Below are 25748 nucleotides of genomic sequence, written 5' to 3'. Positions count from 1 at the left end.
GATGGGTGCTCAGCCGTGGTGGCCGGTCAGCGGCCCCCGCGCGCCTTGCGGGTGGCGTTGTCGTTGGCCTTCTCGATGGCCTTGACCAGCTCCGGCTTCGTCATCCGGGACCGGCCGGGCACGTCCAGCTTGCGGGCCACCGCCAGCAGGTGGTCCTTCGTGGCGTTGGCGTCGACGCCGCCCGCCGTGGGCGCGCGCCGCGCCGGCCCGCCGCCGGCCGCCTGCCGGTCGCTGGGCCCCTTGCGGCCCTTCGGCTCCCAGTGGTCGCCGACCTTCTCGAACTCGTGCTTGACGGCGGCGAACGCGGTGCGGTGCGCCCGCTCCCCCTCGCCGTACGTCTCCACCGCCGAGTCGTGCGTCTTCTCCCAGGTGCGCTGCGCCTTCTCCGGGGAGCGCCGCAGCGTGCTGGGCAGTACCTCGCGCCCGGGCATGTCGTCCTCCTCCGCGTCGACTGCTTCCCGATGACCGTTCCCCCGGCGCGGGCGGGCAAACCGCCGGCCGTCCCGCCCCGTGTCGGGTTTGTCGATTTCCGGCGCTGGGTACGGGCGGGGCCAGGCGAACGCCGGGTGCCGGTCACCCGGCCGCCCGGGGCGCAGGGGGCGGTCATGGCAGCGACGACGGAACCGGACACGGCGGTCCTCGACGAGGGGCGGGCGCGGCGGCCCCGCCGGGTACGCCAGCTCAGCTGGTCCACCTGGCGGGGGGTGCTGGTGCGCAGCGGCCGGAACTTCGTCAAGGACAACTGCGCGGACTGGGCCGCCGCGCTCACCTACTACGGGGTGCTCGCGCTGTTCCCGTCGACGATCGTGGTGGTCGCCCTGGTCGGGCTGGTCTCCGACGGGGAGCGGACGGTCGACACGGTGATCGACCTGGCCCGGGACGTCGGGGCCGGGTCGGTCGTCGGCAACGAGGGCTTCGTCAGCGTGGTGCGGGGCGTGGTCGACCAGAGCAGCGGCGCGAAGACCCTGCTCAGCTTCGGCCTGCTGGGCGCGCTGTGGTCCGCGTCGGGGTTCATCGGCGCGTTCACCCGGGCGTCCAACGCCATCTACGGGGTGCAGGAGGGGCGGCCGGTGTGGAAGCTGCGCCCGTTGCAGATCGGGCTGGCCGCCGTGACGCTGGTGCTGCTGGCCGTGGTGGCGACGGGGCTGATCGTCAGCGGCCCGGTCACCGACGCGGTGGGCGACCTGGTGGGCGCGGGCGGGCTGGCCCGCACGGTGTGGGGCGTGGTCAAGTGGCCGGTGCTGGCCATGGTGATGATGGTGCTGCTGTCGCTGCTGTTCTGGATCGCCCCGAACGTGCGCCAGCCCCGGTTCCGCTGGCTCACCCCGGGCGGCGCGGTCGCCCTGGTCTCCTGGGCGCTGGCCTCCTTCGGCTTCGGCCTGTACGTGGCGAACTTCGGCTCGTACGACGTGACGTACGGCAGCCTCGGCGCGGTGATCGCGTTCCTGGTCTGGCTCTACCTGTCCAACTCGGCGCTGATGCTGGGCGTGCAGATCAACGCCGAGCTGCAACGGGGCCGGGCGTTGCAGGCCGGTGAGCCGGACCCGGAGGAACCGGTGCTGCCGCCGCGCAGCCCCGCCGCTCCGTGACGGCCGGCGGGGCGGCCGTGTCGGTTTACCGGCGTCCGCCCCGGGTAGCGCAGAAGGCATGGAACGTGGCAGCAGCAAGCACAGCCCGAGGGTCGACGAGCAGATGAGCCAGGAGGTCAGCGGCCTGGTCCAGGGCCCCGGCGTCGGCGGCTCGCGGGTCGACGAGTTCCGCCAGCCCGAGCCGGCCGGCGAGGACCAACCGGAGGCCACCACGGCCCCGGCGGGCGAGCTGCGCACCGGCGCGCCGCAGGGGATGAGCCCCGCCGACGTGGAGCGGCGCAGCCGGCTCGGGCGGTTCATCACGATGACCGCCCTGCCGGGCGACCGGGAGGCGCTCGTCGCCAACGCGCGCGACAACGACGCGCCGGCCGACCTGGTCGCCGCCCTGGAGGGGCTGCCGCCGGGCACCCGCTACCAGACCGTCTCCGAGGTGTGGGCCGCCCTCGGGCACAGGAACGAGACGACGCGTTGGTGAGGGGGACCGTCCCCCGGCCCGCCCCGCACCCGCGCACTGAGGAGGATTGCTGATGAGTGGCGTCACCGAGCACGTGGACGTGTCCGTCCCGATCCGGACCGCGTACGACCAGTGGACGCAGTTCGAGGAGTTCCCGCACTTCATGGAGGGGGTGCAGGAGGTCCGGCAGCTCAACGACACGAAGACCCACTGGACGGTGGAGATCGCCGGGGTCAAGCGCGAGTTCGACGCCGAGATCACCGAGCAGCTGCCCGACGAGCGGGTGGCCTGGCGTTCCACCGGCGGCACCCAGCAGGCCGGGGTGGTGACCTTCCACCGCCTCGACGAGGCGAACACGCGGGTGACCCTCCAGTTGGAGTTCGAGCCGCACGGCGTGGTGGAGCAGGCCGGCGACAAGCTGGGCGTCGTCGACCGCCGGGCCAAGGGCGACCTGGAGCGGTTCAAGCAGTTCATCGAGCGGCGCGGTCAGGAGACCGGCGCCTGGCGCGGCAGCGTCGACCGGCCCCAGCCCTGACCGTCCCCCGCACGAGCTGACGATGGCCGCCGGATGCCGGCGGCCATCGTCGTGACCGGGGCCGTTTGCGCCCACCGGGCCCGGGTACGGCGAAGGCATGACCGACAACGACAGCCACGTGTGGCGCGACGAGCAGCGGCTCCCGTTGGAGGAGCTGGACCGGGCGCTGGCCCGGTCGACCCTCGACGGGCAGGCCGACGACGTGACCGGCAACGACGCCGGGGAGGAGGCCGCGTTCGGGCACGGCCCGGAGGCGGTGGACCGGGGCGCATCGCCAGCCGGCCGGGAGCGCGAGCGCACCGACGCGGAGCGGGCGTACCGGCCGTCGACCACGGGACGGACCGGCCCCGACAGCATGTGACCGGGGCCGGCGGCCCGGGTGGCGGCCGGTCGGGTCGGTCAGGGCCGGCGGGACGCGACGGCGTGCAGGGTGGTCAGGGCCGCGGCGAGGACCACGAGCGCCGGCCCGAGGGCCTCCACCGAGGTGTACGCGACCAGCGCGCCGATGCCGCTGGGCACCAGCGCCCCGCCCAGCCCGGCCGCCGCGATCTGCACGCCGATGGTCCGGTCGGCGTGTGCGGCGCCCACCCGCTCGGCGGTGCCGAGGGTGAGCAGCGGGAACACGGGCGCGGCGGCGAAGCCCAGCACCAGCAGGCCGGCGACCGCCACCCAGGCCGGCGCGGGCAGGGCGATCAGCACCGCGCCGGCGACCATGCCGAGCAGGCTGGCGCGCAGCACCCGCCCGGTGCCGAGGCGCTCGGCGACGAAGCCCTGCACCACCCGCCCCAGGAACAGGCTCCCCCAGTACCCGGAGACGCACACGCCGGCCACCCCGGCGGCCAGCCCACGCCCCTCGGTGAGCAGCAGGAACGCCCACAGGCCGGCGGCGATCTCGATGGCGACGTACACGGCGAAGGCGAGGGAGCCCAGCCAGACGGCCGGCAGGCGCAGCGTGTCGCGGACCCGGACGGGGTCGGTGGTGGGCAGCGGGGCCGGGCCGGCGGCGGGCGGGGGCGGCGCGGCGCGGTCGGCCCAGGCCCGCACGGTGAGGGCGAAGGCGGTGCCGAGGGCGAGCTGGGCGGCGGCGACGATGCCGTACCCCCAGCGCCAGGAGATGCCGGCGCTGAGCACGGCGGTCATGATCAGCGGGCCGATGGCGACGCCGAGGCCGAAGAAGGCGTGCATCCAGTTCATGTGGCGGGGGCCGAACGCGTTGGCCGCGTACGCGTTGAGCCCGGAGTCGATCGCCCCCGAGCCGAGCCCGAGCAGCAGCGCGCAGCCGGTCGTGACGGCGAGCCCCGGGCTGGACGCGTACCCGGTGAGCGCGAGGCTGGCCAGCAGGGTGCTGCCGGCGAGGAGCCGGCCGACGCCGAGCCGGGCCAGGGAGAACCCGGCCAGCACGCTGGCGGTGAGGTATCCGGTGGTCCCGGCGGTCAACATCAGGCCGACGGCCTCGGTGGGCACCTCGAAGTCCGCCCGCATGGACGGCCAGCCGACGCCGAGCAGCCCGTCGGGCAGGCCGAGGCTGACGAACGCGAGGTAGGCGAGCAGGAGCAGGGCGGGACGGGGCGACGCGGGGCGGGACACGATCGACCATCCTGCCGCACCCGGACGAAAGCAACCAGCGGCTTTCCACGCCTCCCCCGAAACGGCAAAAAGTGCGGCACCTACGGCCGGAAACCCGGACAGGTCATCCAGAATCGTCCGATCGGGTGACGGCGATCCCGGCGCGTCGCGCAAGACTTTCCGAATGCGACAGGGCTCCGGCTTCCTCACCGTCCGTCAGCGTCGTCTCGCCTGGCTCGGCTTCCTCCTCGCCGCCGCCCAGGCGCCGGTCGCCGCCAGGTTCGCCACCGACGACTCGTGGCTGTTCAGCCTCTGCGTCGCCCTGATGGTCGCCACGGTGATCATCGCCGACGACGCCTCCCGCCGTCGCCCGGCGAACGCGCCCTCCTCCGACTAGCGCAGCGGCGCCGCCGACCCCTCGACCGCACCACCGGTTCGGTCACCGAAGGTCACGACGACGGCATCGACGCGCGGGCCGGTCACGTCTCACGCTGGGTCACCTCCAACCCGGCTCGCCCACCAGCACCCCGCTCTTTGCTCTGCACCCACCCACGCAACACTCGGCCCGAGCTGGGGATGTCCGAAGTCCCGCCGGCGAAGTCCGCCGCGTGCGGTTGCGCTGAGTGAGCCGTTGCGTATCCGGGTGCAGAGCAAAGGGGTTCCACCGCGACCGCGCCGCCCTTCCCCGTGGGCACAACGCAGGGTGACGGCCCGGCGGGCGGACATGCGCGCCCGCCGCAGGCGGACGGCCCGTGCTCCCGCGCCCCCACCGGGTCGGGCCGGACCTCGCGCTGGTCCGCCGCCACGCGAGCGCCGCCAGCCCGGCTCGCCGCCAGCCCGGCTTGGCGTCAGCCGCCCGCCGGGCGCGCCTCGTGCCCGGGGCGGCCCCGGGTGCGCCGCCGCTCCTTCAGCTCCGCCTCGTACAGGTGCCGCCGGCCGCCGACCAGCTCGTCGCGGGCCTGCCGGTCGAGGTCCCGGAACAGCGCGTAGTACCCGTCGTCGAAGTCCTCGACGATCTGGAAGGTCCACCGGCCGGCGATCACGTTGCGGCCGAGCAGGTCGGTGGCGATCCGGTCGGCGATCGCGTCGTGCCCGGCCGCGCGGAACTGCGCGACGGCGTCGTCGAGCATCAGGTCGGCGTGGCCGACGAGCTGGTGCAGCGCGTAGAGGTGCCCGCGCGCCCGCTCGACGGTCTCCAGCGCCTCGCTGAGCTTGCCCAGCGCCTCGACGGTGCCGTCGCTGACCCCGGCGGGGCGGCGGTGCCGCCCGTCGGGTCCGTCCTGCTGTCCCATGCGTTCCTCCACGGTGCCGGTCGCGCCGGTGTCGACCCGCCCTCCCTTCTGCCCCGCACCGGCCGGGTCAATCCCGGCGGCCGGGGTGCCGGCCGACCGGTGGAGGACCGGGGACCGGCCGAGCGGTGGAGGCGCGCGTGGTTACCGGCCGGTTAGCCTCGGTCCTCATGCGTCTGCCGTCGAACCGGGCCCCGGGCCGCACCGTCGTGGACTCCGCCAGCTCCGCCCTCGCCGTGCTGACGGTCTCGATCGGCACCGCCGGGCTCGCCGCCGCCGCCACCCGCCCCGGGCTGCTGGCCGAGGTCGACCAGCACGCCGCCGCCGTCCGGGACGCCCTCGGCGGCGACCGCCGGCCGCTGACCCCCGCCGCGCTCGCCGGCTACGCCGAGGGCGTCCGCGACGCGGCGCGCGAGCACGGCTGGCAGCCGCCCACCCGCTCGGCGGACTTCGCCGAGCCCGACTGGCTGCTCGTCCGCCTGCTCGCGGTCTGCGCCCTGGCCCGTGCCCTGGACACCCACCCGGCCCCGCTGCCGACGCTCTGACGCCCCGCGCCGCGCGGCGACGCGGCCGCCCCCGGCAACGACCCGACCGCCCCCGGCGACGACCCGACCGCTCCGGGGCACACGGCGGAGGGGGCCCGCGCGGGCCCCCTCCGTCTCGTGCTCACCCCGGTCAGCTACCCGGGCGGCCGAACTGCTGGGTCTCGTCGCCCGGCATGTTGCCGGAGCGGTACGTCCCCTGCCCGCCGCGGGCGCCGGTCATCGACCCCTCCGGCATGGCCCGGGCGCGCTCGCCGCCCCGGTCGGCCATCCGCCGCTCGACGTCGCCCCGGCCGGTGGCCTGCGCCTGGCGGTGCTCCCGCAGCGCCCGGGACTCCTCGGCGGCCCGGTCGAGCCACCCCTCCCAGCGGTTCTGCATCGGCCGCACCAGGCCGCCGCCGACGCCGACGATCAGGATGCCGGCCACCGTGGCGAGCACCGCGATCAGCACCGGCGTGGTGACCGTGGTGGCGATGCCCACCTGGTTGAGCGCGGCGATGACACCGAGCGCCAGGATGAAGATCGCCGTCAGGTCGGCCAGCACCCGGCCGTAGGACAGCCCGCCCAGGAAGCCGGTGACCAGGTCCCGCACCGCGTTGGCGATCGCGGCGGCCACCACCACGATGACGATCGCGATGAACGCCCGGGGCAGCCACGAGACCACTCCCCGGATCAGGTCGCTGATCGCGTTCGGCCCCCACACCCCGAAGGCGAACTGCAGGGTGAACAGCAGCACGGCGTAGTACGCCAGTTTCGCCAGGATGTCGCTGGCGTCGTACTTGGTGCGTTCCAGCGCGCGCCGGATCCCACCCCGTTCGACCGCGCGGTCGAACCCCACCCGTTCCAGTGCCGCGTCCACGATCTTGAGGACCGCTTTGGCGATGAGCCACCCCACCACGAGGATCACGATGAACGCGATCGCCCTCGGGACGAAGAGCAGCACCGACCTCCACATATCGGTCAGGGCCGTACCGATGTCTACCTGCCCGACCGCGAGGGTTTTCTGCATGGTGTCCCTCCTGTCGCATGGACTTCGGCGCGCGCATACCCGCCTCGGTGCGCCGCACGCCGCGCGACACGTACCGAATTTCCCGACATCGCCCCCCAGAGCGGGCCTGACCTGCGCTGACGGGCAGCGGCCGACCCGCCCCGCGCGGACGCCCGACGCCGGTCGGCCCCACGATCGGGCCGTCGGCGGGCGGGTCCGGCTAGGCTGCGGACATGCCAGGCACGGTCGGGCGAGTCCCCACGCCAGCTACGCCCGCCGCGGAGGCGTCCGCCCCCGACGCCGCGGGCGTCGTTCCCGGCCGGTCGCGGGCCGCCACGACGCTCGGCCCGCCCCAGCACTGGGACCCGGCGGTACGCGGCGCGGCCGAGCTGATCCTCGCCTCGCCGGTGCCGATGGCGCTGGCCCTCGGCGACGACCTCCTGCTGTTCTACAACGACGCGTACGCGACGCTCATCGGCGACCGCCACCCCGGCGCGGCGGGCCGGCCGGCCGGCGAGGTGTTCGCCGACGTGTGGGGCGAGCCGGGCGTCGGCGATGCGTTCGAACGCGCCTACCGGCAGGGCGAGTCGTCGCTGGAGCGGGAGGCGGTGCTCCCGTACGACCGGCAGCAGCCCGACGCCCGGGGCCAGGCGGTGTTCACGCGCGGCCACTCCCCGGTGCGCGACAGCGCGGGGCGGGTCGTCGGGGTGCTGACCGTGACCGCCGAGACCAGCCAGGCCACCGAGCAGTTGCAGAGCCTCAGCGACGTGGCCGCCGCGCTCGCCGGCACGCTCACCCTGGACGACGTGGCCCGGGTCGCCCTGCGCTACCTGCTCACCGCGTTCGACACCGACCGGGTCACCTTCGGCGTCGACGACGGGGCGGGGTGGCGCACGGTGCGGCGGGTCCGCGGCGAGCTGCTGGACGAGGCCGACGAGCGGCTGCCCCCGCTGTGGCGGCGCTCGCCCGCCGACTCCACCGGGCCGTTGATCGTCGCCGCGCGCAGCGGGGTCGCCCAGTTCGTCTCCGACGGGCAGCCGCTGCGGGACATCGCGGTGGACCGGCACGACCAGAAGGTGCGGGCGCTGGCCGCCCAGCCGCTGCGCACGTCGGCGCTGCGGGGCGGGCTGACCGTCGGCTACCACGCGGCGCGCGCCTGGTCGGCCGCCGAACGGGCCCTGCTGGCCGCCTCGGCCGAGCTGATCGGCCAGGCCGCCGAGCGCGCCCGCCGGTTCGAGACCCAGCACGGCACCGCCCAGCTGCTGCAACGCAGCATGCTGCCGGAGCACCTGCCGGCCCTGCCCCGGCTGCGGATCGCCGCCCGCTACGACGCCGGTGTCGACGGCAACGCCGCCGGTGGCGACTTCTACGACGCGTTCCTGCTGCCCAGCGGCGAGCTGGGGGTCGTCCTCGGCGACGTGGCGGGCCACGACGTGCAGGCGGCGGCCCGGATGGGTCAGGTCCGGGCGGCGCTGCGCGCGCTGGCCCTGACCGATCCCCGACCCGACGCCGTGCTCGCCGGGCTGGACCGCCTGGTGAGCAGCCTCGGTGCCGAGACCGGCAGCCAGGAGCTGTTCGTGACCGTGGTGTTCGGGGTGGTCGACGCGCAGCGGGAGCGGCTCACCCTGGCCAGCGCCGGGCACCCCGCGCCGCTGGTGCGCCGGGGCGCGCCCGGCGGGGAGCCCGTGGCCGAATACCTGGACGTGCCGCCCGGCGCACCGCTCGGGCTGGGCTGCGCCCCGCGCACCACCACCGTCCGCTTCGCCCCCGGCGACACCCTGCTGCTGTTCAGCGACGGCGTGGTGGAGCGGCGGCGGCAGAGCCTCGTCGCCGGGCTGGACAGCCTGGCCGCCGCCGTGGCGGAGGCGGCCAGCGGCGATCCCCGGGCGCTGTGCGCGGTGGCGACGGCGGCCGTCGCCGGTGCCACGGAGGACGACGTGGCGGTGCTGGCGGTGGAGCACGCGCTGATCCCCAGCCGCTCGGCGGGCATGGAGGTGCCGGCGGAGCCGACCGCGCCGAGCCGGGTGCGGCACTGGATGACCGCCCAGCTCACCGACTGGCAGGTGCCGGAGGCCGTGGTCGGCGCAGCGGTGCTGTGCACCAGCGAGCTGACCACCAACGCGCTGCTGCACGCGGGCACCGCCGCCCGCGTCGAGATCGACCTCAGCCCGGAGCGGCTGCTGGTGTCGGTGGCCGACTCGGGCACCCGGGGCACCGTGACGCGGGCCCACACCGACACGTTGAGCAGCCGGGGCCGGGGGCTCGGCCTGATCGAGCAGCTCAGCGACGCCTGGGGCACCGACCCGACGGTCCGGGGCTCGACGGTCTGGTTCGAGATCCTCATCCCGGCCGGGTGACGCGCCGCCCCGGCCGGATAGGGCGGCCGTGCCGCGACGCATCGATTCCGGCGAGCACGCTTACGGCGGCCGTGCACGGGGCAAGGTCCGTCACCACTCGCCCGCATCTCGCGGGCGGGCGGAAGGGTGGTGCCGTGGAGCCGGTAGACGTCTCGTTCGCGGTGGTGGGGCTGGGCGCCCTGCTCGCCGGGATCCTCCCCCGGGTGCTGGAGCGCCGGCCCCTGTCGATGCCGATCGCGTTCCTCGGCCTCGGCATGCTGATCTTCATCCTGCCGACCGGGCTGCCCGACCCGGACCCGCTGGAGCACTCCGAGATCGCCACCCACCTCACCGAGATCGGCGTGATCGTGGCGCTGATGGGCGCCGGGCTGAAGATCGACCGCCCGCTGAGCTGGGCCAGGTGGTCGTCCACCTGGCGGCTGTTGGCGATCGCGATGCCGCTGTCCATCGCGGCGGTGACGCTGCTGGGCTGGTGGTGGGCGGGGCTGGTGCCGGCCGCCGCGCTGCTGCTCGGCGCGGCGCTCGCCCCGACCGACCCGGTGCTCGCCTCCGACGTGCAGGTCGGCGAGCCGACCGACGTGGAGGACTCCGAGGACGAGGTGCGGTTCGCGCTGACCAGCGAGGCCGGTCTCAACGACGGCCTGGCCTTCCCCTTCGTGTACGCGGCCGTCGCGATCGCCACCGCCGGGCTCGCCCCGCGCGAGTGGTTCGTCGACTGGTTCACCGTCGACGTGCTCTACAAGCTGGCCGTCGGCGTCGGCGGGGGCCTGGCGGTCGGCTGGCTGCTCGGCAAGCTGTTCTTCCGGGCCCCGAGTCAGTTGCGGCTGGCCCGCCACGCCGAGGGGTTCCTGGCGCTGGCCGCGACGTTCCTGGCGTACGGGCTGGTGGAGGTCGTGGGCGGTTACGGCTTCCTGGCCGTGTTCGTGGCGGCCCGGGCGATCCGGGCGGCCGAGCGCACCCACGAGTTCCACTCGGTGCTGCACGACTTCGCCGAGCAGGTCGAGCGGCTGCTGACCGTCCTGTTGCTGCTGTTGTTCGGCGGCGCGGTGGTCGGCGGGCTGCTCGCCCCGCTGACCTGGCCGGCGGCGCTGGTCGGGCTGGCGCTGGTCTTCGTGGTCCGACCGCTGGTCGGCTGGCTGTCGTTGCGCGGCGCGCCGGGCCGGCCGGCGGAGCACTGGGTGATCGCCCTGTTCGGCATCCGGGGCGTCGGCTCGTTCTACTACCTGGCGTACGCGACGACGAAGGCCGACTTCCCGCAGGCGGAGCTGCTGTGGGCGACGGTCGGCCTGGTGGTGATCGTGTCGGTGGTGGTGCACGGGGTGGCCGCCACCCCGGTGATGCAGCTGCTCGACCGCGAGGGCGAACGCACCGGCTCCCCCGCCTCCCGCGATCTTGCACTTACGGCCCGGGAACAACGGACATAAGCCCCGTTCCAGGGGCCGCAACTGCAAGATCGCCGAGGGCGGGGGGTTGCGGGGTCAGGCCGTTAGGCGGGTTGCCAGGGCTCGGCCTAGGTCTCGGCCGGAGCGCCAGGCGCTCTGGATCCGGGGCTCGCCGAAGGCGTCGCCGGCCAGGCCGATGCCGTCGGCGTCTAGGTGGTACGTGCCGTCGCCGGCCCGGTCGACGGGCTTCGCGTACGTCCAGCGGTGCACGTGCACGTGCTCGGCTCTGTCGGGCAGGCCGAGCAGGTCGCGGACGGCCTCCTCGATGGCCCGCGCCGCCCCGGTGGGCTGGGCGAGGTGCCCGGCGGCGAACCCGGGCGTGGTGTGCGCGACGAGCACCGGGGCCCCGTCGCCGCGCCGGTCGCCGTCGTCGCAGACGAGGTTGAGCAGCGGGTGGTCGTTGACGAACGCGCCCCGGAAGTCCGGCCAGCACCGGGCCGGGAAGCGCAGCACCCCGCTGAGCGTCGGCGACCACCGCTGCGCCTGCACGGCGGCGGTGGCCGCCCCCAGCGCCGGGTCGAGCAGCAGCGCCGCCTGGGGGCCGGGCATGGCCAGCGCCACGGCGGCGCAGGGCTCCCCGTCGACCGTCGGCCCCGGCCCGACGCCGAGCACCAGCCGGTCGACGACGACGGGCAGGTCGGCGGCCAGGTGCTCGACCAGGGAGCGCAGCCCGCGCGGGGCGGCCCAGCGCATCGGGCCGGGCACCTCCCGCCGGCCGTCGGCCGAGTAGGCCACGAACGTGCCGGTCCATTCCCGGGCCAGCCCGGCGGCCGCCCAGCCGCGTACCACCTCGGCGAAGCCGGGATCGCTCACGGTGAAGTACGCCGCGCCGAGGTCCGCCGGCCGCCCGTCGAACCGCTTGCTGGCCATCCGGCCGCCCGGCACGCGGCCGCGCTCGCGGACCTGGACGGGGATCCCCGCCCGGTGCAGCTCGGCGGCGCAGGCCACCCCGGCGATGCCCGCCCCGACCACCACGACCCGCGTCCGGTCCGCTCCCATCCGATGATCGTAGGGGGTGGGGCCCCTCGGCGGGTCTGGCAAGCTCGTGGGGTGACCGACGACCTGGATCGGGCGCTCGCCGGGGTCGGGCCCCGGCTGCGGGCGCTGCGCCGGCAGCGCGGGACGACGCTGGCCGAGCTGTCCGCGGCGACCGGCATCTCGGTGAGCACCCTGTCCCGGCTGGAGTCCGGCGCCCGCCGGCCGGCCCTGGAGCAGTTGCTCCCCCTGGCGCGGGCGCACGGGGTGACCCTCGACGACCTGGTGGACGCCCCGCCGACCGGGGACCCGCGCATCCACCTGCGCCCCGTGACCCGGCACGGCATGATCATGCTGCCGCTGACCCGCCGGGCGGGCGGCATCCAGGCGTACAAGCTGGTGATCCCGGCGGGCAGCGTCCGCCGGGAGCCGGACCCGCAGACCCACGAGGGCTACGAGTGGCTGTACGTGCTCAACGGCCGGCTGCGGATGGTGCTCGGCGAGCGGGACCTGGTGCTCTCCCCCGGCGAGGCGGCCGAGTTCGACACCCGCCTGCCGCACTGGTTCGGGGCCGCCGACGCCGGGCCGGTGGAGTTCCTCAGCCTGTTCGGCAGCCAGGGCGAGCGGGCCCACCTGCGCGCCCGCCCGAAGGCGTGACCCCGAAACCGATCGAACAACGTCACAGGGTCTTCACATGCCGGCAATGGACGCGTACCTTGTCGAGAAAGCGTGGGAGCGCTTCCACGCATATTCATCGATCCGTGGAGGACGACGCCCATGAGAAGCAGACCGGCGCTCGCGGCCGTGGCCGCCGGCGCGACCGCACTCACCGCCGCCACCGTCGCCGTCGGCCTGCTCGGGGCCACCCCGGCCGCCGCCGCCGACTCCGCGTTCTACGTCGACCCGCAGGCCAGCGCCGCCCGCTGGGTCGCCGCCAACCCCGGCGACTCGCGCGCCGCCGTGATCCGGGACCGCATCGCCAGCGTGCCGCAGGGCCGCTGGTTCACCACCACCAACACCTCGACCGTACGCTCCGAGGTGGACCAGTACGTCGGGGCGGCCGCCGCGGCCGGGAAGATCCCGATCATGGTGGTCTACAACATCCCCAACCGCGACTGCAGCGGGGCCAGCACCGGCGGCGCGCCCAGCCACTCGGCCTACCGGCAGTGGGTCGACCAGGTCGCCGCCGGCCTGGCGGGGCGGCCCGCCACGATCGTGCTGGAGCCCGACGTCCTGCCGATCATGACGAACTGCCAGAACTCCAGCCAGCAGGCCGAGACGCGGGCGTCGATGGCGTACGCCGGCAAGAAGCTCAAGTCGGGCTCGTCCCAGGCCAAGGTCTACTTCGACGCGGGCAACTCGGCGTGGCTGGCCCCCGGCGAGATCGCGTCCCGGCTCAACGGGGCAGACATCGCCAACAGCGCCGACGGCATCTCGCTGAACGTGTCGAACTACCGCACCACGGCCGAGTCCGTGTCGTACGCCAAGCAGGTCATCGCCGCCACCGGCGTGTCCCGGCTGAAGGCCGTCATCGACACCAGCCGCAACGGCAACGGCCCGCTCGGCTCCGAGTGGTGCGACCCGCCGGGGCGGGCGATCGGCACGCCGAGCACCACCGCCACCGGCGACTCGGCGATCGCCGCGTTCCTGTGGGTGAAGCTGCCCGGCGAGGCGGACGGCTGCATCGCCGCCGCCGGCCAGTTCGTCCCGCAGCGGGCCTACGACCTGGCGATCGCCGCCGGCCCGCTGCCGACGACCACCCCGCCGACCACCGCCCCGCCCACGACCGCCCCGCCGACCACCGCGCCCCCGACCACCGCGCCCCCGACGACGAACCCACCGGCCGGCGGGTGCACGGTCACCTTCACCCCGAACACGTGGACCGGCGGGTTCACCGCCGAGCTGCGGATCACCAACGGCGGAAGCGCGCTCAACGCCTGGTCGCTCAGCTTCGGCTTCCCGGCCAGCGCCGGGGTGCGGCTGTCCAGCGGCTGGAACGGCGAGTGGAGCCAGAGCGGCGACACGCTGCTCGTCCGCAACGTGGCCTGGAACGGCAACCTGCCGGCCAACGGCACGGTGAGCGTCGGGTTCCAGGGCACCTTCTCCGGGTCCTCGCTGCCCGCCCCCAGCGGCTTCGCCCTCAACGGCTCCCGCTGCAACTGAGGAACAAGGAAGGGCCCCCTGTTAACGCCTCCGGTATAGCAGGGTCCCCTTCTCACCACCACCGGGCCCCGGCCGCCGCGCGAGAAACGCGGGGGCCGGGGCCCGGACCCGTCGGGCGGGCGGCGACGCCGCTCAGGCGCCCTGGCCCTGGTTCTGCATCAGCCCGCCGTCCATGAAGTACGTCGACCCGGTCACGTAGTCGGCGTCGTCGCTGGCCAGGAAGACGGCCAGCCGGCCGATCTCCTCGGGCTCGGCGGCCCGCTTCCACGGGATCGACTGCACCTGCTCCTCCAGGTAGGCCGGGTCGTCGATGGCCTTCTGGTTGAACGGGGTGAGCACCATCCCGGGCCCGATGTTGTTGACGTTGAGGTGCATCGGGGCGACCTCCAGCGCGAGGCTCTTGGCGAACTCCAGCAGCGCCCCCTTGCTGGTGTCGTAGTCCGAGCCGCCGGCGCGGGCCACCTCCTGGTGGATGGACGTGATGTTGATGATCTTTCCGTGGCCACCCTGGTCGCGGCGGTGCTGGACGAACCGCCGGGAGCAGAAGAACGCCCCGTAGACGTTGGTCCGGATCGCCCGGTCCCACGTCTCGGTGTCCAGGTCCGCCACGGGGATGCCGGAGGCGTCGACCCCGGCGTCGTTGATCAGCACGTCGAGGCTGCCGAACTCGGCGATGGCCGCGTCGAACATCGCCTCGACGTCCTGCTCGTCGGTGATGTCGCAGCGCATCACCACCGCCCGCCGGCCGGCCCGCTCCACCCGGTCCCGGGTGTGCTCGGCCCCCTGCCGGTCGTGCAGGTAGTGCACCACCACGTCGGCGCCCTCGCGGGCGAACTCGATGGCGCTGGCCTGCCCGATCCCCGAGTCCGAGCCGGTGATCAGGGCCGTCCTCCCGTCGAGCCGTCCGGTCATCAGCGTGCTCCCTCCGGTCGTGCCGTGCCCGTCGGCACGGTCTGGCGCGGGCGGTCCGCACCCGTTGCGCGTCGCCGCTCGTCGGCGTCGGCGTTGGCGTTGGCGTCGATGTCGGCGTCGGCGTTGGCGTTGGCGTCGATGTCGGTGTCGGTGTCGGCATCGGCGTCGGCGTCGGCGGGTCTCCGGGCGGCCGTCGCCTCCGTCAGCTGCCCGGCGGCGTTGATCAGCCCGATGTGCGAGAACGCCTGCGGGAAGTTGCCGAGCTGCTCCCCGGTGGCCTGGTCGATCTGCTCGGCGAACAGGCCCAGGTCGTTGACCCGGCCGGCGAGGGACTCGAACAGGCGCTCGGCCCGGTCCACCTCCCCGGCCATGGCCAGGCAGCCCACCAGCCAGAACGAGCAGATGACGAAGCCCGCCGGGTCGCCGTCCCAGCGGCGCAGGAGGCCGTCGTGGGACAGCCGCGCCTCGACGACGTCGATGGTGGCGCGCATCCGGGGGTCGTCGGCGGGCAGGAACCCCACCAGCGGCATGAGCAGCACCGAGGCGTCCAGGTCCGCCGATTCGAAAGCCCCGGTGTACGCGCCGACGCGCTCGTTCCAGCCCCGTCGCAGCACCGCCGCGCGGACGGCGTCCCGGGCGTCCGCCCAGCGGGCCACGTCGGCGGCGTCGCCGAGGCGGGACCCGAAGCGCACCGCCCGGTCCAGGGCGGCCCAGCACTGCACCTTCGACGACACGTAGTGCCGCTCGGCGTCCCGGGCCTCCCACATCCCGGAGTCGGGCAGGTGCCAGTCGGCGACGGCCCGGTCGGCCAGGCCACGCAGGAGCTGGCGCACCTCCGGGTCCATCGGGTCGAGGTAGTGGCGCATCAGCCACGCCGCGTCGATGATCTCCCCGAGCACGTCGGTCTGCCGCTGCCGCCACGCGTCGTTGCCGACGAAGACGGGCCGGCTCTCGGCGTACCCGGCGAGGTGGTCGAGCCGGTGCTCGGTGAGGTCCCGCTCTCCCTCGACGCCGTACATGATGGGCACCGGCTGGTTGCCGATGCGGCCCATCGCCCGCGCCACCCAGGCGAACTGCCGGTTGGCCTCGTCGGGGCAGGCCGCCAGCCACAGCGCCCGCAGGGTCAGGCTGAAGTCCCGCACCCAGACGAAGCGGTAGTCGTAGTTGCGGTCCCCGCCCAGCGCCTCCGGCAGCGAGGTGGTCGCCGCCGCGACGATCGCGCCGCTGGGCTGGTACGTCATGCCCTGCACCACCAGCGCGCTGCGCCGCACCAGCTCCGGCCAGCGGCCCTGGTAGGGGTGCAGCCCCGCCCAGGAACGCCAGCCGGCCGCCGTCTCGGCCACCGTCGCCGCCGCGTCCGGCGTCGCCGGCTCCCCGCCGTCGTACGCCGGGGCGTACCCCAGGGTGAAGCCGTAGGCCTCGCCGGCCCGGACGGTGAACGTGGCGGTGGCCTCGCTCTCGCCGCAGGTCAGCGGCACGTCGCCGCGCAGCCGCAGCCGGGCCGCCCCGGCCGTCGCGTCGAGCCCTCCGGGGTGCGCGACCAGATACGCGGCGACCCGCCCGTACTCGAAGCGGGGCCGGTAGGTCAGCCGCACCGGCACCGCACCGGAGACGCCCTCCACCAGCCGGGCGAGCACCCGGGGCGAGCGCCGGCCGATAGCGTGCCCGCGCGCGCCGGGCTCCAGCGCGAGCGCGTCCGTCACCGCCACCGACCCGTCGGCGGTGGTGAAGACGGTACGCAGCACGAGCGTGTCGTCCAGGTAGGAGCGTTCGCTGGTGAACCCGGCCTCGGGGCGGATCGACCAGTGGCCCGCGTCGTCGCCGAGCAGGCGGCCGAAGACCGACGGGGCGTCGAACCGCGCCGGGCACCACCAGTTGACCGAGCCGGCCCGGTCGACCAGGGCCGCGCTGCGGCCGTCGGCCAGGAAGCCGTGTTCGCTGATCCGTCCGCTGTCCACGCCGGTGCCTACCCGGCCGGGCCGAGCAGCATTCGCCACCGGCGGCCCCGGCCTGGCCGGCGCATTCGCCACCGGCGGCGACGTTACCGCCCGCCGGCCGGGGGAAGGCGGGTGGTCGACGAAGGAGGACACCATGACCAGACCCACGACCTCGACTGCGGCCTGGCAACCCGGAATGCCGGGCGCGAACAACCTCCCGTACGGCCCGGCGGGCCGACCCGCCGCACCCGGTGGCGACGGCCACGGCCCGCAGCTGGGGCCGCCCACGGTGACGATCGGGTCGTACCCGGACTATCCGTCCGCACAGCGGGTGGTGGACTACCTGGCCGACAACCGGTTCCCGGTGGAGCACACCGCGATCGTGGGGACGAACCTGACCCTCGTCGAGACGGTGCTCGGCCGGCTGACCACGGGCCGCGCGGCCCTGATCGGCGCGGGCACGGGCGCCTGGTTCGGCCTGTTCATCGGGCTGCTGTTCGGCATCTTCACCGCCGGTAGCTGGATCGCGGTGGTCCTGGTCGGGCTGGTGATCGGCGCGATCTGGGGGGCCGTGTTCGGCGCGGTGGCGCACGCGATGAGCGGGGGCCAGCGGGACTTCACCTCGGCGAGCGCGCTGCGCGCCGCCCAGTATGCGGTCACCGTCGACGCCGGCGTGGCCGACCAGGCCCGGCAACTGCTGGGCCGGATGCACATGACGCCGACGGGCGCGACCGCCCGTTGAGCGGCGACCCGACTGCCCACCGGCGGCCCCGGGGACTCCCCGGGGCCGCCCGGCGTGCCGGGAGCGGGCCGGCGTGCAGGGAGCGGGCCGCCGTGCCGGGAGCGGGCCGGGGGCCAGCGGCCCCGCCCGGCGAGCCGACGCCCGCCAGGCCGGTGTCCGGGGCGGGGCCGGCATCCGGCAGGCCGCCCCGACCATGATCGACTCCATGTCGGCGACATGGCGGTATCCGAGCGGCCCGGATACCGCCATGTCGCCGACATGACGCGCCCGCCCGAGGCGGGCAGAGGCCGGGGCGGGCAGAGGCCGGGGCGGGCCGGGTCAGCCGGCGCGCCTCGCCCGCTCGACGGAACCCGTCCGCTCGACGAAGCCGCGCCACGCGGCGGGCGCGAAGGTGAGCGTCGCGCCGGCCCGGTCCTTGCTGTCCCGCACCAGCACCACGCCGGGCAGGTTGTCGGCGACCTCGACGCAGTTTCCGCCGTTGCCGCTGCTGCGGGTGCTCGTGCGCCACCGCGCGCCGGTCAGGTCCATGCTTTCGCCATCTCCCCGAGTAGGTCAGCCGATTGCCAGTGGGAGAGCGCCTCGCCGCGCACGTTCTCCCAAACGGTCAGCAGGGCCGCGACGTCCTCCGGGTCGGTGACGAGCTGCCCGTCGAGCTGGGTGTCCACATAGCCCGCCGTCCGCAGCTCCGGCCCCACCGCGAGCACGAACGGACCGTTGAGCCCAGCGTACGCGCCGACCGTCGCCGGCACGACGTGCACGCGGACGTGCGGGGCCGCGCAGGCCGCCACCAGGGCCTCCAGTTGCCCGCGCATCGTCTCCGGGCCGCCGACGGGGCGGCGCAGCGCCCCCTCGTCGATGACCGCCGTGAGGCGGGGCGGGTCGTCGCGGCGCAGGATCTCCTGGCGGGCCAGCCGGTTGGCGAGGTGCTGCTCGACGTCACCCGGGGCGATCAGGCCCGCGCCGCCGAGCACCGCGCGGGCGTAGGCCTCCGTCTGGAGCAGGCCCGGCACCACCATCGACTCGTACGACCGCAGCGACACCGCCTCCCGCTCCAGCTCCTGCCACGGCCGGAACCACGCCATCGGGTAGCGACGTCTCGACGTGTCCGGCCAGATGTCCCGAATGGGCTGGCCGAGCGCCTCGGCCGCCGCCAGCCGGTGCCGCGCGTGGGGTATCCGGTCCTCGTTCAGCCACCGGGCGACGGTCTTGCGGTCGACGCCCAGCCGGGCGGCGAGCGACTCGATCGAGTGCCCGCTGTCGCGCAGGGCGAGGCGCAACGCATCGTTCATGGTCTCCCCCGTGGTCGTGTGGGATGTCTGGGCACCATAGCCAGCACGGGCTGTTCCTGTCCGCTTACACACGGCAAGTTGGGGTGTCGAAGGGCGCGGATCGACGGGACCGGGAGACGCCATGACACACCACACAGGACGCGAGCCGGGCCCGGTCGCGCCAGCCCGGCTCGACGCAGAGAGATCAGCCCGGCTCGACGCAGAGAGACCAGCCCGGCTCGACGCGAAAGAACCAGCCCGGCTCGACGCGGGAGAGGTCGTGTCCGCGGCACGCCCCGCCGACGTGCCGGTCGACCTGGAGCTGCACTGCGCGGGGCGGCCCGACTGGCGGTGCGCGCACGACGGCGAGCCGTTCCCCTGCCCGACCTGGCGGGGCCTGCCCCTGGACGACAGCCTGCGCGCCGTCCTGCTGGCGGCGTTCACGCTGTTCCTGCGCCCGGCGATCCGCGACCTGCGGGGCCAGCCCGACGGCCCGACCCCGCCGGAGATCGTGCGGCGCTTCCTGTGGTTCCTGCCGGTCACCGACGAGGAGGCGCGCGCCGTCGCGCTGCGCTACCGCTGATGGCGCGCCCGCGCCCCCACCTGCCGGTGCGCCCCGTCTGGCTGTGCGGGCGCTGCGGCGCGCCGTGGCCCTGCGGCGCGGCCCGGCTGTCGCTGCTGTCCGAATACCGGGGCGACCGCACCTCGCTGCTGGTCTACCTCGCGGTGCTGCGGGAGGAGGCGAGGGAACACCTGACCGCCCTGCACCCGGCCACCCCGCCCGGCGACCTGACCGACCGCTTCCTCACCTGGGCCCGCGCCCGCCGCTAACCCCGGCCCCGACCTCAGCCTCGGCCTCGGCCAGCCGGGCCACCTGACCACGACCGGCTCCGCCCACGCCGCCCCATGATCGACTCCATGTCGGCGACATGGCGGCATCCGGACCCCCGGGACACCCCCACCTGCCCGACATGATCAACCCACCCCCGACGGACTGGCCCTCGCGGGCCAGCCAGGGCGGGCCAGCCCGGGTGGGCCGGTCAGGGGTCGGTGGCCAGGCGGGCGTGCAGGTGCTCGTCGTGGCGGCGGCCGTCGCCGTAGCGGTGCGACTCGCGCAGGGTGCCCTCGAAGGGGTAGCCCGCCCGCTCGGCGACCCGGCAGGAGGCCGGGTTGGCCACGGCGTGGAACAGCTCGACGCGGTGCAGGCCGAGCATGGCGAAGCCCCAGGCGGTGAGCCGCCGGACGGCGGCGGTGGCCACGCCCCGCCCCCGGGCGGCGGGGGCGGTCCAGTAGCCGATGTTGGCATGGCCGCCCCCGATGCCGCTCAGCGACACCGAGCCGAGCAGTTCGGTGTCGCCGGGGTCGGCGACGGCGAGGGAGGCGTGGTCCCCGGCGGACCAGTCGGCGCGGCGGCGCACCCACTCGCGGGCCCGCGCCTCGTCCAGGTCGCCCTGCGGGTTCCAGGTCGCCACGGCCGGGTCGCGCAGGGCGGCCAGCACGGCGGGGGCGTCGGCCGCGCGCCAGGGGCGCAGCAGCACCCCGGGGGCGGCCAGGCGTACGTCGTCCATGCCCAGCAGTCTGTCAGCCGCCGCCGACGGCCCGCCCGGCGTTTCTCGTTCAAATCCGAAGCGAGGCACCGCGATGGCGGAAAGTAGCGCAGCTCACAGCCGGTTCGGAGCACTTGTCAAAATTTGAAAGAGTGCTACTGTTGCGGGCATGACGGAGAGCCTGGACAGCGCGCGGATGGCCTGCTGGCGGGCCTACATCGAGTCGAGCCAGCGGCTGTTCACCCAGCTTGAGGACGACCTGCGGGCCGACAGCGAGCTGAGCTTCGCCGACTACCACGTGCTGGTGCTGCTCTCCGAGGCGCCGGGGCAGCGGCTGCGCATGGGCGAGCTGGCCGGTCGACTGGTCTTCTCGCCCAGCCGGCTGACGTACCAGATCACCACCATGCAGAAGCGCGGCCTGGTGGCCCGGCAGTCGTGCGCCGAGGACGGGCGCGGCAGCGAGGCGGTGCTCACCGCCGCCGGGCTGCTGGCGCTGCGCGAGGCCGCGCCGCACCACCTGCGCTCCGTGCGCGCCCACCTGATGGACGACCTCGACGACGCCGAGGTCGCCTGCCTGACCCGGGTCTTCGAACGCCTCGGCCGGCGGCTGCGCCGCGACCGCGACGCCTCGTCCACCCCCAGCGAGTAAAGGAGTTCGAGATGCCCGCCATCACCGTCGACGACGTTCTCGTCCTGCCCCGCCTGCCCCGGCTCGACGAGTCCACCCGCTACCGCCCGGTCCGCAAGCTCACCACCGCGCCCAGCGGCTACGAGGGCGAGGGCTTCCCGGTCCGCCGGGCCTTCGCCGGGGTGCCGATGCACGAGCTGGACCCGTTCATCCACCTCGACCAGATGGGCGAGGTCGACTACGCCCCGGGCGAGCCGAAGGGCACCCCGTGGCACCCGCACCGCGGCTTCGAGACGGTGACCTACATGATCGACGGGATCATGGACCACCAGGACACGCTGGGCGGCGGCGGCACGATCACCGACGGCGACACCCAGTGGATGACGGCCGGCAGCGGCCTGCTGCACATCGAGGCCCCGCCGGAGCACCTGGTGGTCAGCGGCGGCCTGTTCCACGGCCTCCAGCTCTGGGTCAACCTGCCGAGGGCGGCGAAGATGAAGCCGCCGCGCTACCAGGACATCCGCGGCAAGGAGTCGGCGCTGCTCACCACGCCGGACGGCGGGGCGCTGATCCGGGTCATCGCCGGTGAGGTCGCCGGGCACCGGGGGCCGGGCTCGACGCACACCCCGATCACCATCGCCCACGTGACGGTGCAGCCCGGGGCCGAGCTGAGCCTGCCCTGGCGGGCCGACTTCAACGCCCTGGTCTACGTGCTCGCCGGGCGCGGCACGGTCGGCACCGAGCGCCGGCCGTTCCACACCGGGCAGCTCGCCGTCCACGGTCCGGGCGACGCGCTGCGGGTCACCGCCGACGCGACGCAGGACTCGAACGCCCCCGCCCTGGAGCTCTACATCATGGGCGGGCAGCCCATCCGGGAGCCCGTGGCGCATTACGGGCCGTTCGTGATGAACACCCGGGACGAGCTGATCCAGGCGTTCGAGGACTTCCAGGCCGGGCGGCTCGGGGTGGTCCCGGCCGAGCGGCTGCCGCACCCGGGCGGGCAGGGCGAGCGCCCCTGACGCGGGCCGTGCCGGGCGTCACCGGGGTTCGTCCCCGGTGACGCCCTTCGGCGTACCCGAAAACGGCTGCCGGTCAGGAGACCGCGAAGATCCCCGCCACCCCCAGCAGCACCATCACCAACACGGCGACGAGCGCCCCCCGCTCGCCCTCCACCGGCTGCTCGGGCTGCTCGGTCATGACATCGGTCGGCTCGGCGGGCATCGTGCGGCCTCCTCGGTGTGCGCTTCGCTCTCTCGGATGTGGCGCTGATCTCTCGGATGTGGCGCTCCGCGCGGATCGTCGGCCAGGTCACCGGGGGTGCCCGTCGGCGTGCGGACCCGGCGCGGGGGTCCTACGGTGAGGACGTTGTCGACCTCGGGAGCTGGAGCGTGCCGATGCGGGACTGGTTCCTCACCGCGGCCGAACGCGCCAACCCGGTCTCCCGGATACCCGTCTGGACGACCGGAAACCTCGCCGAGCCGCTGATTCACGGCTCGGCCTACTTTGACCGGCTGGTCAGCGAGGTGGAGGCGCTGCGGGCCGGCGACCATCTCTTCTTCACGGACTGGCGGGGCGACCCCGACGAGCTGATGCGCACGGGCGGCCCGACCGTCGCCCAGCTGTTCAGCCAGGCCGCGCAGCGCGGGGTGGTGGTCAAGGGCCTGCTGTGGCGCTCGCACCTCGACGCCCTGTCGTTCAGCGAGGCGGAGAACCGCAGCCTCAGCGAGGCGATCTGCGCGGCCGGCGGCGAGGTGCTGCTCGACCAGCGGGTCCGCCGGGGCGGCTCGCACCACCAGAAGCTCGTCGTGCTGCGCCACCCCGGCGCGCCGGAGCGCGACGTCGCCTTCGCCGGTGGGATCGACCTGTGCCACAGCCGCCGCGACGACGCCGACCACCACGGCGACCGGCAGGCCGTGCTGATGTCGCCCCGCTACGGCGACCACCCACCCTGGCACGACGTGCAGCTCGCGCTGCGCGGGCCGGTGGTCGGCGCGCTGGACACCACGTTCCGCGAGCGGTGGACCGACCCGATGCCGCTGGACTCGGAGAACCCGCTGGCCTACCTGCGGGACCGGCTGCGCGGGTCGGACCTGCGCCCGGACCCGCTGCCCGACCAGCCGGCCGACCCGCCGCCGTGCGGCCCGCACCGGATCCAGGTGCTGCGCACCTATCCGGCGGTACGCCCGCGCTACTCCTTCGCCCCCGACGGCGAGCGGACGGTGGCGCGCGGCTACACCAAGGCGGTACGCCGGGCCCGCCGCCTGATCTACCTGGAGGACCAGTACCTCTGGTCGACGGAGGTGGCCGACCTGTTCGCCCGGGCGCTGCGGGACAACCCGGAGCTGCACCTGGTGGCCGTGGTCCCCCGGCACCCCGACGTCGACGGCCGGTTCGCGCTGCCGCCGAACCTGGTGGGGCGGGAGCAGGCGCTGGCGTTGTGCGGGAAGGCCGCGCCCGACCGGGTGCACGTCTTCGACGTGGAGAACCACGCGGGCGACCCGGTCTACGTGCACGCCAAGGTGTGCGTGGTCGACGACGTGTGGGCCAGCGTCGGCAGCGACAACTTCAACCGCCGTTCCTGGACCCACGACAGCGAGCTGTCCTGCGCCGTGCTCGACGAGACCCGGGACGGGCGCGCCCCGGTGGACCCGGCCGGGTTGGGCGACGGGGCCCGCCGCTTCGCCCGGGACCTGCGGCTGCGGCTGTGGCGCGAGCACCTGGACCGCGACCCGGGCGGCGGCGAGGACGACGACCTGCTCGACCCGGCCTCGGCGGTGCGGGCGATCACCTCGGCGGCCGACGCGGTGCAGCGCTGGCACGACTCGGGGCGGGTGGGCCCGCGCCCGCCGGGCCGGCTGCGCCCGCACCGCCCCGAGCGGCTGCCGTGGTTCACCCGGGCCTGGGCGCTGCCCGCGTACCGGCTGATCTACGACCCGGACGGCAGGCCGCTGCGGGCGCGTCGCTCCGGCACCTGGTGAGCGGGCACGAGCTGGCCCGTCCCGCCCGGGTACGCGAAGGAGGCGCGCGGGGAGTAGAAGCCCTCGGTGATGGTCAGCGGGTTGGCGGGGCGCAGCGCGTGGACGGGGTGGCCGGGGTCGAGGAAGTCGACGGACTCCACCTCGAACGGCGTGACCGGTTCGGCCACGTACGGGTGGACGGCGCCGGCCAGCTCCCCGCCCCGGGCGGTGACGTAGCGGTGGTGGCCGCTGCGGACGACGTGGCCGGTGTGGCCGACGTGGACCCGGGTGCGGATCAGCGGGACGCCGTCGACCTCGGTCTGGGCCACCAGCGTGTCGCCGCGCCGTTCCAGCCAGGTGTGCCCGGCCCCGACGGGTGCGCCGCGCGCGGCGGCGTAGCCGCGCATCCGGGGGCTGGAGCACAGGTAGTGGGTCCACCAGCCGCCCGGGGCGGCCAGGCCGGCGACGCAGACGCCGAGGTAGGTCAGCGAGTAGGCGCCGAGGCCGGAGGTCTGGGTCTCGTCGTCGACAACGTACTGGTTCATGAAGACCTGGGGGTGCGCGTCGGCGCGCAGGCCGTCCGGCAGCAGGGCCACGGCCGCCTCCGGGGCCGCCGGCAGCCAGCAGAGGTAGACCATGCGGCTGTGCACGACGAGATGCGGGTCGGCGGGGTCGAGCACGGTGCCTCCGGGCGGGGGAAGGTTCCCCGCGACGCTACGGGCCGTCCCGCGCGCGGGACAACGACGGAAAGCCGACAGTGCGGACCCGTAACCGACCGGGAACCGGTAATCACGATCACAGATTCGTACGTCGCTGCCCCTTTTGGGGGGTTCGTTCCCGAACACACCTTAAGTACATCGTACTTTCGGCTAGATTTCTGGGAGCCGATCAGGCTAAGGTGAGTCCCGAACGGCCCATCTGAAGCTAAACCGAAGCGTCACGTCTTTTATCCGCGGACGAGGTGCAGGGAGGACCACCATGACCGCGCCAACGACCAGCGAGCAGACGACCACAGCGCCGGAGACCACGGCCAAGCTCGACCCGCGAGCGCTCACCGACAGCGCCGCCGACCTGCTCAACGCGATGGCGGCACTGCCCGCCAACCACCCGTCGCGCGCCGCGATGCGGGACCGGGCGATCGAGGCCTGGCTGCCCCTGGCCAACCACCTCGCCCACCGCTACAGCGGGCGGGGCGAGCCGACCGACGACCTCGCGCAGACCGCCGCCGTCGGCCTGATCAAGGCCATCGACAAGTTCGACCCGGCGCGCGGCGTCGACTTCGCCGGCTACGCCATCCCGACCATCATCGGCGAGCTCAAGCGGCACTTCCGCGACCGCACCTGGGACATCCGCGTCCCGCGCCGCCTCCAGGAGCTGCGCCTGGCGATCTCCGACGCCAACAGCTCGCTGCTCCAGACGCTGGGCCGCTCCCCCACGGTCGCCGACATCGCCGCCCACCTCAAGCTCACCGAGGAAGAGGTCCTGGAGGGCCTGGAGGGCGCCCGCGCCTACAACGCGGTGTCGCTGTCCACCCCGACCGGCGACGGCGACCGGGCCACCGAGCTGGGCGACATGCTCGGCGGCGAGGACAACGAGTTCGAGCTGGCCGAGCTGCGGGTCGCCCTCGGCCCGGCGCTCGCCACGCTCGACGAGCGCGAGCAGAAGATCCTCACGCTGCGCTTCTACGGCAACCTGACCCAGTCGCAGATCGCCGACCAGATCGGCGTCTCGCAGATGCACGTGTCCCGGCTGCTGGCCCGGGCGCTGACCAAGCTGCGGGGCCAGCTCGACGGCACCTACTAGGCCCGCCCGCACGGAAGACGAGGGGGCCCGGCGCGCGCGTGCGCCGGGCCCCCT

General features: G+C 74.8%; 28 protein-coding genes and 1 pseudogene. 17 read left to right on the top strand and 12 right to left on the bottom strand.

Annotated features, from left to right (window positions below):
- Positions 1–26: 26 nt before the first annotated feature.
- Positions 27–431 carry a ChaB family protein gene (locus tag O7628_RS24175; RefSeq protein WP_178064242.1) on the bottom strand — a complete coding sequence of 135 codons (405 nt, stop codon included), beginning with the start codon at positions 429–431 and terminating at the stop codon, positions 27–29.
- 174 nt (positions 432–605) lie between these two features.
- Between O7628_RS24175 and O7628_RS24170 the strand changes: the two genes are divergently transcribed.
- The 4 genes from O7628_RS24170 to O7628_RS24155 all read left to right on the top strand — a co-directional run bounded on the left by O7628_RS24170 (position 606) and on the right by O7628_RS24155 (position 2939).
- Positions 606–1589, top strand: coding sequence for a YihY/virulence factor BrkB family protein (locus O7628_RS24170; protein ID WP_278133912.1), 984 nt, complete (start codon positions 606–608; stop codon positions 1587–1589).
- A 58-nt stretch (positions 1590–1647) separates the two neighbouring features.
- A complete protein-coding gene (locus O7628_RS24165) occupies positions 1648–2064 on the top strand; it encodes a DUF2795 domain-containing protein (RefSeq protein WP_074475939.1) in 417 nt (138 codons plus the stop codon).
- A gap of 52 nt (positions 2065–2116) precedes the next feature.
- Entirely contained in the window at positions 2117–2578 is a 462-nt protein-coding gene (locus tag O7628_RS24160) for an SRPBCC family protein (protein ID WP_077937211.1), read from the top strand.
- A 97-nt stretch (positions 2579–2675) separates the two neighbouring features.
- The gene (locus O7628_RS24155) at positions 2676–2939 is read left to right on the top strand and encodes a hypothetical protein (protein WP_074475937.1); all 264 of its coding nucleotides are present in this window, start codon (positions 2676–2678) and stop codon (positions 2937–2939) included.
- 38 nt (positions 2940–2977) lie between these two features.
- Here the strand turns inward: O7628_RS24155 and O7628_RS24150 are convergent, their stop codons facing one another.
- Complete coding sequence (locus O7628_RS24150) at positions 2978–4165, bottom strand: MFS transporter (protein WP_278133908.1); 1188 nt, start codon at positions 4163–4165, stop codon at positions 2978–2980.
- A 163-nt stretch (positions 4166–4328) separates the two neighbouring features.
- Here O7628_RS24150 and O7628_RS24145 point away from each other — a divergent pair, with 163 nt between their 5' ends.
- On the top strand, positions 4329–4541 hold the full coding sequence (locus O7628_RS24145; protein WP_074475935.1) for a hypothetical protein: 213 nt from the start codon (positions 4329–4331) through the stop codon (positions 4539–4541).
- A gap of 451 nt (positions 4542–4992) precedes the next feature.
- Here the strand turns inward: O7628_RS24145 and O7628_RS24140 are convergent, their stop codons facing one another.
- Positions 4993–5436 carry a hypothetical protein gene (locus tag O7628_RS24140; protein ID WP_278133906.1) on the bottom strand — a complete coding sequence of 148 codons (444 nt, stop codon included), beginning with the start codon at positions 5434–5436 and terminating at the stop codon, positions 4993–4995.
- 167 nt (positions 5437–5603) lie between these two features.
- Between O7628_RS24140 and O7628_RS24135 the strand changes: the two genes are divergently transcribed.
- A complete protein-coding gene (locus O7628_RS24135; RefSeq protein WP_278133904.1) occupies positions 5604–5978 on the top strand; it encodes a DUF6401 family natural product biosynthesis protein in 375 nt (124 codons plus the stop codon).
- Between the two features lie 130 nt (positions 5979–6108).
- Here O7628_RS24135 and O7628_RS24130 read toward each other — a convergent pair whose 3' ends face one another.
- A complete protein-coding gene (locus O7628_RS24130) occupies positions 6109–6984 on the bottom strand; it encodes a hypothetical protein (RefSeq protein WP_278133902.1) in 876 nt (291 codons plus the stop codon).
- A 212-nt stretch (positions 6985–7196) separates the two neighbouring features.
- Between O7628_RS24130 and O7628_RS24125 the strand changes: the two genes are divergently transcribed.
- Both O7628_RS24125 and O7628_RS24120 read left to right on the top strand, forming a co-directional pair.
- A complete protein-coding gene (locus O7628_RS24125; RefSeq protein ID WP_278133900.1) occupies positions 7197–9320 on the top strand; it encodes a SpoIIE family protein phosphatase in 2124 nt (707 codons plus the stop codon).
- A 134-nt stretch (positions 9321–9454) separates the two neighbouring features.
- A complete protein-coding gene (locus O7628_RS24120) occupies positions 9455–10744 on the top strand; it encodes a cation:proton antiporter (RefSeq protein ID WP_278133898.1) in 1290 nt (429 codons plus the stop codon).
- 54 nt (positions 10745–10798) lie between these two features.
- Here the strand turns inward: O7628_RS24120 and O7628_RS24115 are convergent, their stop codons facing one another.
- Complete coding sequence (locus O7628_RS24115) at positions 10799–11761, bottom strand: FAD-dependent oxidoreductase (RefSeq protein WP_278133895.1); 963 nt, start codon at positions 11759–11761, stop codon at positions 10799–10801.
- 51 nt (positions 11762–11812) lie between these two features.
- Between O7628_RS24115 and O7628_RS24110 the strand changes: the two genes are divergently transcribed.
- Both O7628_RS24110 and O7628_RS24105 read left to right on the top strand, forming a co-directional pair.
- Complete coding sequence (locus O7628_RS24110; RefSeq protein WP_278133893.1) at positions 11813–12394, top strand: XRE family transcriptional regulator; 582 nt, start codon at positions 11813–11815, stop codon at positions 12392–12394.
- A gap of 120 nt (positions 12395–12514) precedes the next feature.
- Positions 12515–13900, top strand: coding sequence for a glycoside hydrolase family 6 protein (locus O7628_RS24105; RefSeq protein WP_278133891.1), 1386 nt, complete (start codon positions 12515–12517; stop codon positions 13898–13900).
- 132 nt (positions 13901–14032) lie between these two features.
- Here O7628_RS24105 and O7628_RS24100 read toward each other — a convergent pair whose 3' ends face one another.
- Together O7628_RS24100 and O7628_RS24095 are read right to left on the bottom strand one after the other, a co-directional pair.
- Entirely contained in the window at positions 14033–14812 is a 780-nt protein-coding gene (locus O7628_RS24100; protein ID WP_074475926.1) for a glucose 1-dehydrogenase, read from the bottom strand.
- 191 nt (positions 14813–15003) lie between these two features.
- Positions 15004–16770: pseudogene (locus O7628_RS24095) on the bottom strand (glycoside hydrolase family 15 protein); the annotation flags it as partial.
- Between the two features lie 133 nt (positions 16771–16903).
- On the opposite strand from O7628_RS24095, the gene O7628_RS24090 reads away from it, so the two are divergent.
- The gene (locus O7628_RS24090; protein ID WP_278133886.1) at positions 16904–17491 is read left to right on the top strand and encodes a general stress protein; all 588 of its coding nucleotides are present in this window, start codon (positions 16904–16906) and stop codon (positions 17489–17491) included.
- 318 nt (positions 17492–17809) lie between these two features.
- On the opposite strand, the gene O7628_RS24085 is transcribed toward O7628_RS24090, so the two are convergent.
- Complete coding sequence (locus tag O7628_RS24085) at positions 17810–18019, bottom strand: DUF397 domain-containing protein (RefSeq protein ID WP_278133884.1); 210 nt, start codon at positions 18017–18019, stop codon at positions 17810–17812.
- A complete protein-coding gene (locus tag O7628_RS24080; RefSeq protein ID WP_278133882.1) occupies positions 18010–18780 on the bottom strand; it encodes a helix-turn-helix transcriptional regulator in 771 nt (256 codons plus the stop codon). Before O7628_RS24080 ends, O7628_RS24085 begins: the two co-directional genes overlap by 10 nt.
- A 259-nt stretch (positions 18781–19039) precedes the next feature.
- On the opposite strand from O7628_RS24080, the gene O7628_RS24075 reads away from it, so the two are divergent.
- A complete protein-coding gene (locus O7628_RS24075) occupies positions 19040–19342 on the top strand; it encodes a hypothetical protein (RefSeq protein WP_278133880.1) in 303 nt (100 codons plus the stop codon).
- The gene (locus tag O7628_RS24070) at positions 19342–19590 is read left to right on the top strand and encodes a flavin reductase (protein ID WP_278133878.1); all 249 of its coding nucleotides are present in this window, start codon (positions 19342–19344) and stop codon (positions 19588–19590) included. Before O7628_RS24075 ends, O7628_RS24070 begins: the two co-directional genes overlap by 1 nt.
- A 209-nt stretch (positions 19591–19799) precedes the next feature.
- Here the strand turns inward: O7628_RS24070 and O7628_RS24065 are convergent, their stop codons facing one another.
- The gene (locus O7628_RS24065; RefSeq protein WP_278133876.1) at positions 19800–20327 is read right to left on the bottom strand and encodes a GNAT family protein; all 528 of its coding nucleotides are present in this window, start codon (positions 20325–20327) and stop codon (positions 19800–19802) included.
- Positions 20328–20475: 148 nt separating this feature from the next.
- On the opposite strand from O7628_RS24065, the gene O7628_RS24060 reads away from it, so the two are divergent.
- Both O7628_RS24060 and O7628_RS24055 read left to right on the top strand, forming a co-directional pair.
- Positions 20476–20955, top strand: a complete 480-nt coding sequence (locus O7628_RS24060) for a MarR family transcriptional regulator (protein ID WP_178064226.1) — start codon at positions 20476–20478, stop codon at positions 20953–20955.
- Positions 20956–20966: 11 nt separating this feature from the next.
- Entirely contained in the window at positions 20967–21953 is a 987-nt protein-coding gene (locus O7628_RS24055) for a pirin family protein (protein ID WP_278133873.1), read from the top strand.
- Positions 21954–22026: 73 nt separating this feature from the next.
- Here the strand turns inward: O7628_RS24055 and O7628_RS24050 are convergent, their stop codons facing one another.
- Positions 22027–22155, bottom strand: a complete 129-nt coding sequence (locus O7628_RS24050; RefSeq protein WP_256095649.1) for a hypothetical protein — start codon at positions 22153–22155, stop codon at positions 22027–22029.
- Positions 22156–22322: 167 nt separating this feature from the next.
- Here O7628_RS24050 and O7628_RS24045 point away from each other — a divergent pair, with 167 nt between their 5' ends.
- Positions 22323–23912: a phospholipase D-like domain-containing protein gene (locus O7628_RS24045; protein WP_278133871.1), complete on the top strand. Its 1590-nt coding sequence runs from the start codon at positions 22323–22325 to the stop codon at positions 23910–23912.
- Here O7628_RS24045 and O7628_RS24040 read toward each other — a convergent pair.
- Positions 23861–24571, bottom strand: coding sequence for a hypothetical protein (locus O7628_RS24040; RefSeq protein WP_278133868.1), 711 nt, complete (start codon positions 24569–24571; stop codon positions 23861–23863). The genes O7628_RS24045 and O7628_RS24040 overlap by 52 nt on opposite strands.
- Before the next feature lie 298 nt (positions 24572–24869).
- Here O7628_RS24040 and O7628_RS24035 point away from each other — a divergent pair, with 298 nt between their 5' ends.
- Entirely contained in the window at positions 24870–25694 is an 825-nt protein-coding gene (locus tag O7628_RS24035; RefSeq protein ID WP_074475916.1) for a SigB/SigF/SigG family RNA polymerase sigma factor, read from the top strand.
- The last annotated feature ends 54 nt before the right edge of the window (positions 25695–25748 follow it).

The sequence above is a fragment of the Micromonospora sp. WMMD956 genome (assembly GCF_029626125.1).
Classification (GTDB): domain Bacteria; phylum Actinomycetota; class Actinomycetes; order Mycobacteriales; family Micromonosporaceae; genus Micromonospora; species Micromonospora carbonacea.
The sequence above is the reverse complement of the archived record's forward strand: the minus strand, read 5'-3'. Positions and strand labels throughout refer to the sequence as shown.

Bases quoted from the DNA above. Each gene is read 5' to 3' on its own strand.
- O7628_RS24065 (WP_278133876.1), bottom strand. From the start codon at position 20,327: ATGGACGACGTACGCCTGGCCGCCCCCGGGGTGCTGCTGCGCCCCTGG.
- O7628_RS24135 (WP_278133904.1), top strand. From the start codon at position 5,604: ATGCGTCTGCCGTCGAACCGGGCCCCGGGCCGCACCGTCGTGGACTCC.
- O7628_RS24140 (WP_278133906.1), bottom strand. From the start codon at position 5,436: ATGGGACAGCAGGACGGACCCGACGGGCGGCACCGCCGCCCCGCCGGG.
- O7628_RS24160 (WP_077937211.1), top strand. From the start codon at position 2,117: ATGAGTGGCGTCACCGAGCACGTGGACGTGTCCGTCCCGATCCGGACC.
- O7628_RS24105 (WP_278133891.1), top strand. From the start codon at position 12,515: ATGAGAAGCAGACCGGCGCTCGCGGCCGTGGCCGCCGGCGCGACCGCA.
- O7628_RS24085 (WP_278133884.1), bottom strand. From the start codon at position 18,019: ATGGACCTGACCGGCGCGCGGTGGCGCACGAGCACCCGCAGCAGCGGC.
- O7628_RS24050 (WP_256095649.1), bottom strand. From the start codon at position 22,155: ATGCCCGCCGAGCCGACCGATGTCATGACCGAGCAGCCCGAGCAGCCG.
- O7628_RS24155 (WP_074475937.1), top strand. From the start codon at position 2,676: ATGACCGACAACGACAGCCACGTGTGGCGCGACGAGCAGCGGCTCCCG.
- O7628_RS24175 (WP_178064242.1), bottom strand. From the start codon at position 431: ATGCCCGGGCGCGAGGTACTGCCCAGCACGCTGCGGCGCTCCCCGGAG.
- O7628_RS24090 (WP_278133886.1), top strand. From the start codon at position 16,904: ATGACCAGACCCACGACCTCGACTGCGGCCTGGCAACCCGGAATGCCG.
- O7628_RS24055 (WP_278133873.1), top strand. From the start codon at position 20,967: ATGCCCGCCATCACCGTCGACGACGTTCTCGTCCTGCCCCGCCTGCCC.
- O7628_RS24080 (WP_278133882.1), bottom strand. From the start codon at position 18,780: ATGAACGATGCGTTGCGCCTCGCCCTGCGCGACAGCGGGCACTCGATC.
- O7628_RS24115 (WP_278133895.1), bottom strand. From the start codon at position 11,761: ATGGGAGCGGACCGGACGCGGGTCGTGGTGGTCGGGGCGGGCATCGCC.
- O7628_RS24170 (WP_278133912.1), top strand. From the start codon at position 606: ATGGCAGCGACGACGGAACCGGACACGGCGGTCCTCGACGAGGGGCGG.
- O7628_RS24145 (WP_074475935.1), top strand. From the start codon at position 4,329: ATGCGACAGGGCTCCGGCTTCCTCACCGTCCGTCAGCGTCGTCTCGCC.
- O7628_RS24070 (WP_278133878.1), top strand. From the start codon at position 19,342: ATGGCGCGCCCGCGCCCCCACCTGCCGGTGCGCCCCGTCTGGCTGTGC.
- O7628_RS24035 (WP_074475916.1), top strand. From the start codon at position 24,870: ATGACCGCGCCAACGACCAGCGAGCAGACGACCACAGCGCCGGAGACC.
- O7628_RS24100 (WP_074475926.1), bottom strand. From the start codon at position 14,812: ATGACCGGACGGCTCGACGGGAGGACGGCCCTGATCACCGGCTCGGAC.
- O7628_RS24130 (WP_278133902.1), bottom strand. From the start codon at position 6,984: ATGCAGAAAACCCTCGCGGTCGGGCAGGTAGACATCGGTACGGCCCTG.
- O7628_RS24060 (WP_178064226.1), top strand. From the start codon at position 20,476: ATGACGGAGAGCCTGGACAGCGCGCGGATGGCCTGCTGGCGGGCCTAC.
- O7628_RS24165 (WP_074475939.1), top strand. From the start codon at position 1,648: ATGGAACGTGGCAGCAGCAAGCACAGCCCGAGGGTCGACGAGCAGATG.
- O7628_RS24125 (WP_278133900.1), top strand. From the start codon at position 7,197: ATGCCAGGCACGGTCGGGCGAGTCCCCACGCCAGCTACGCCCGCCGCG.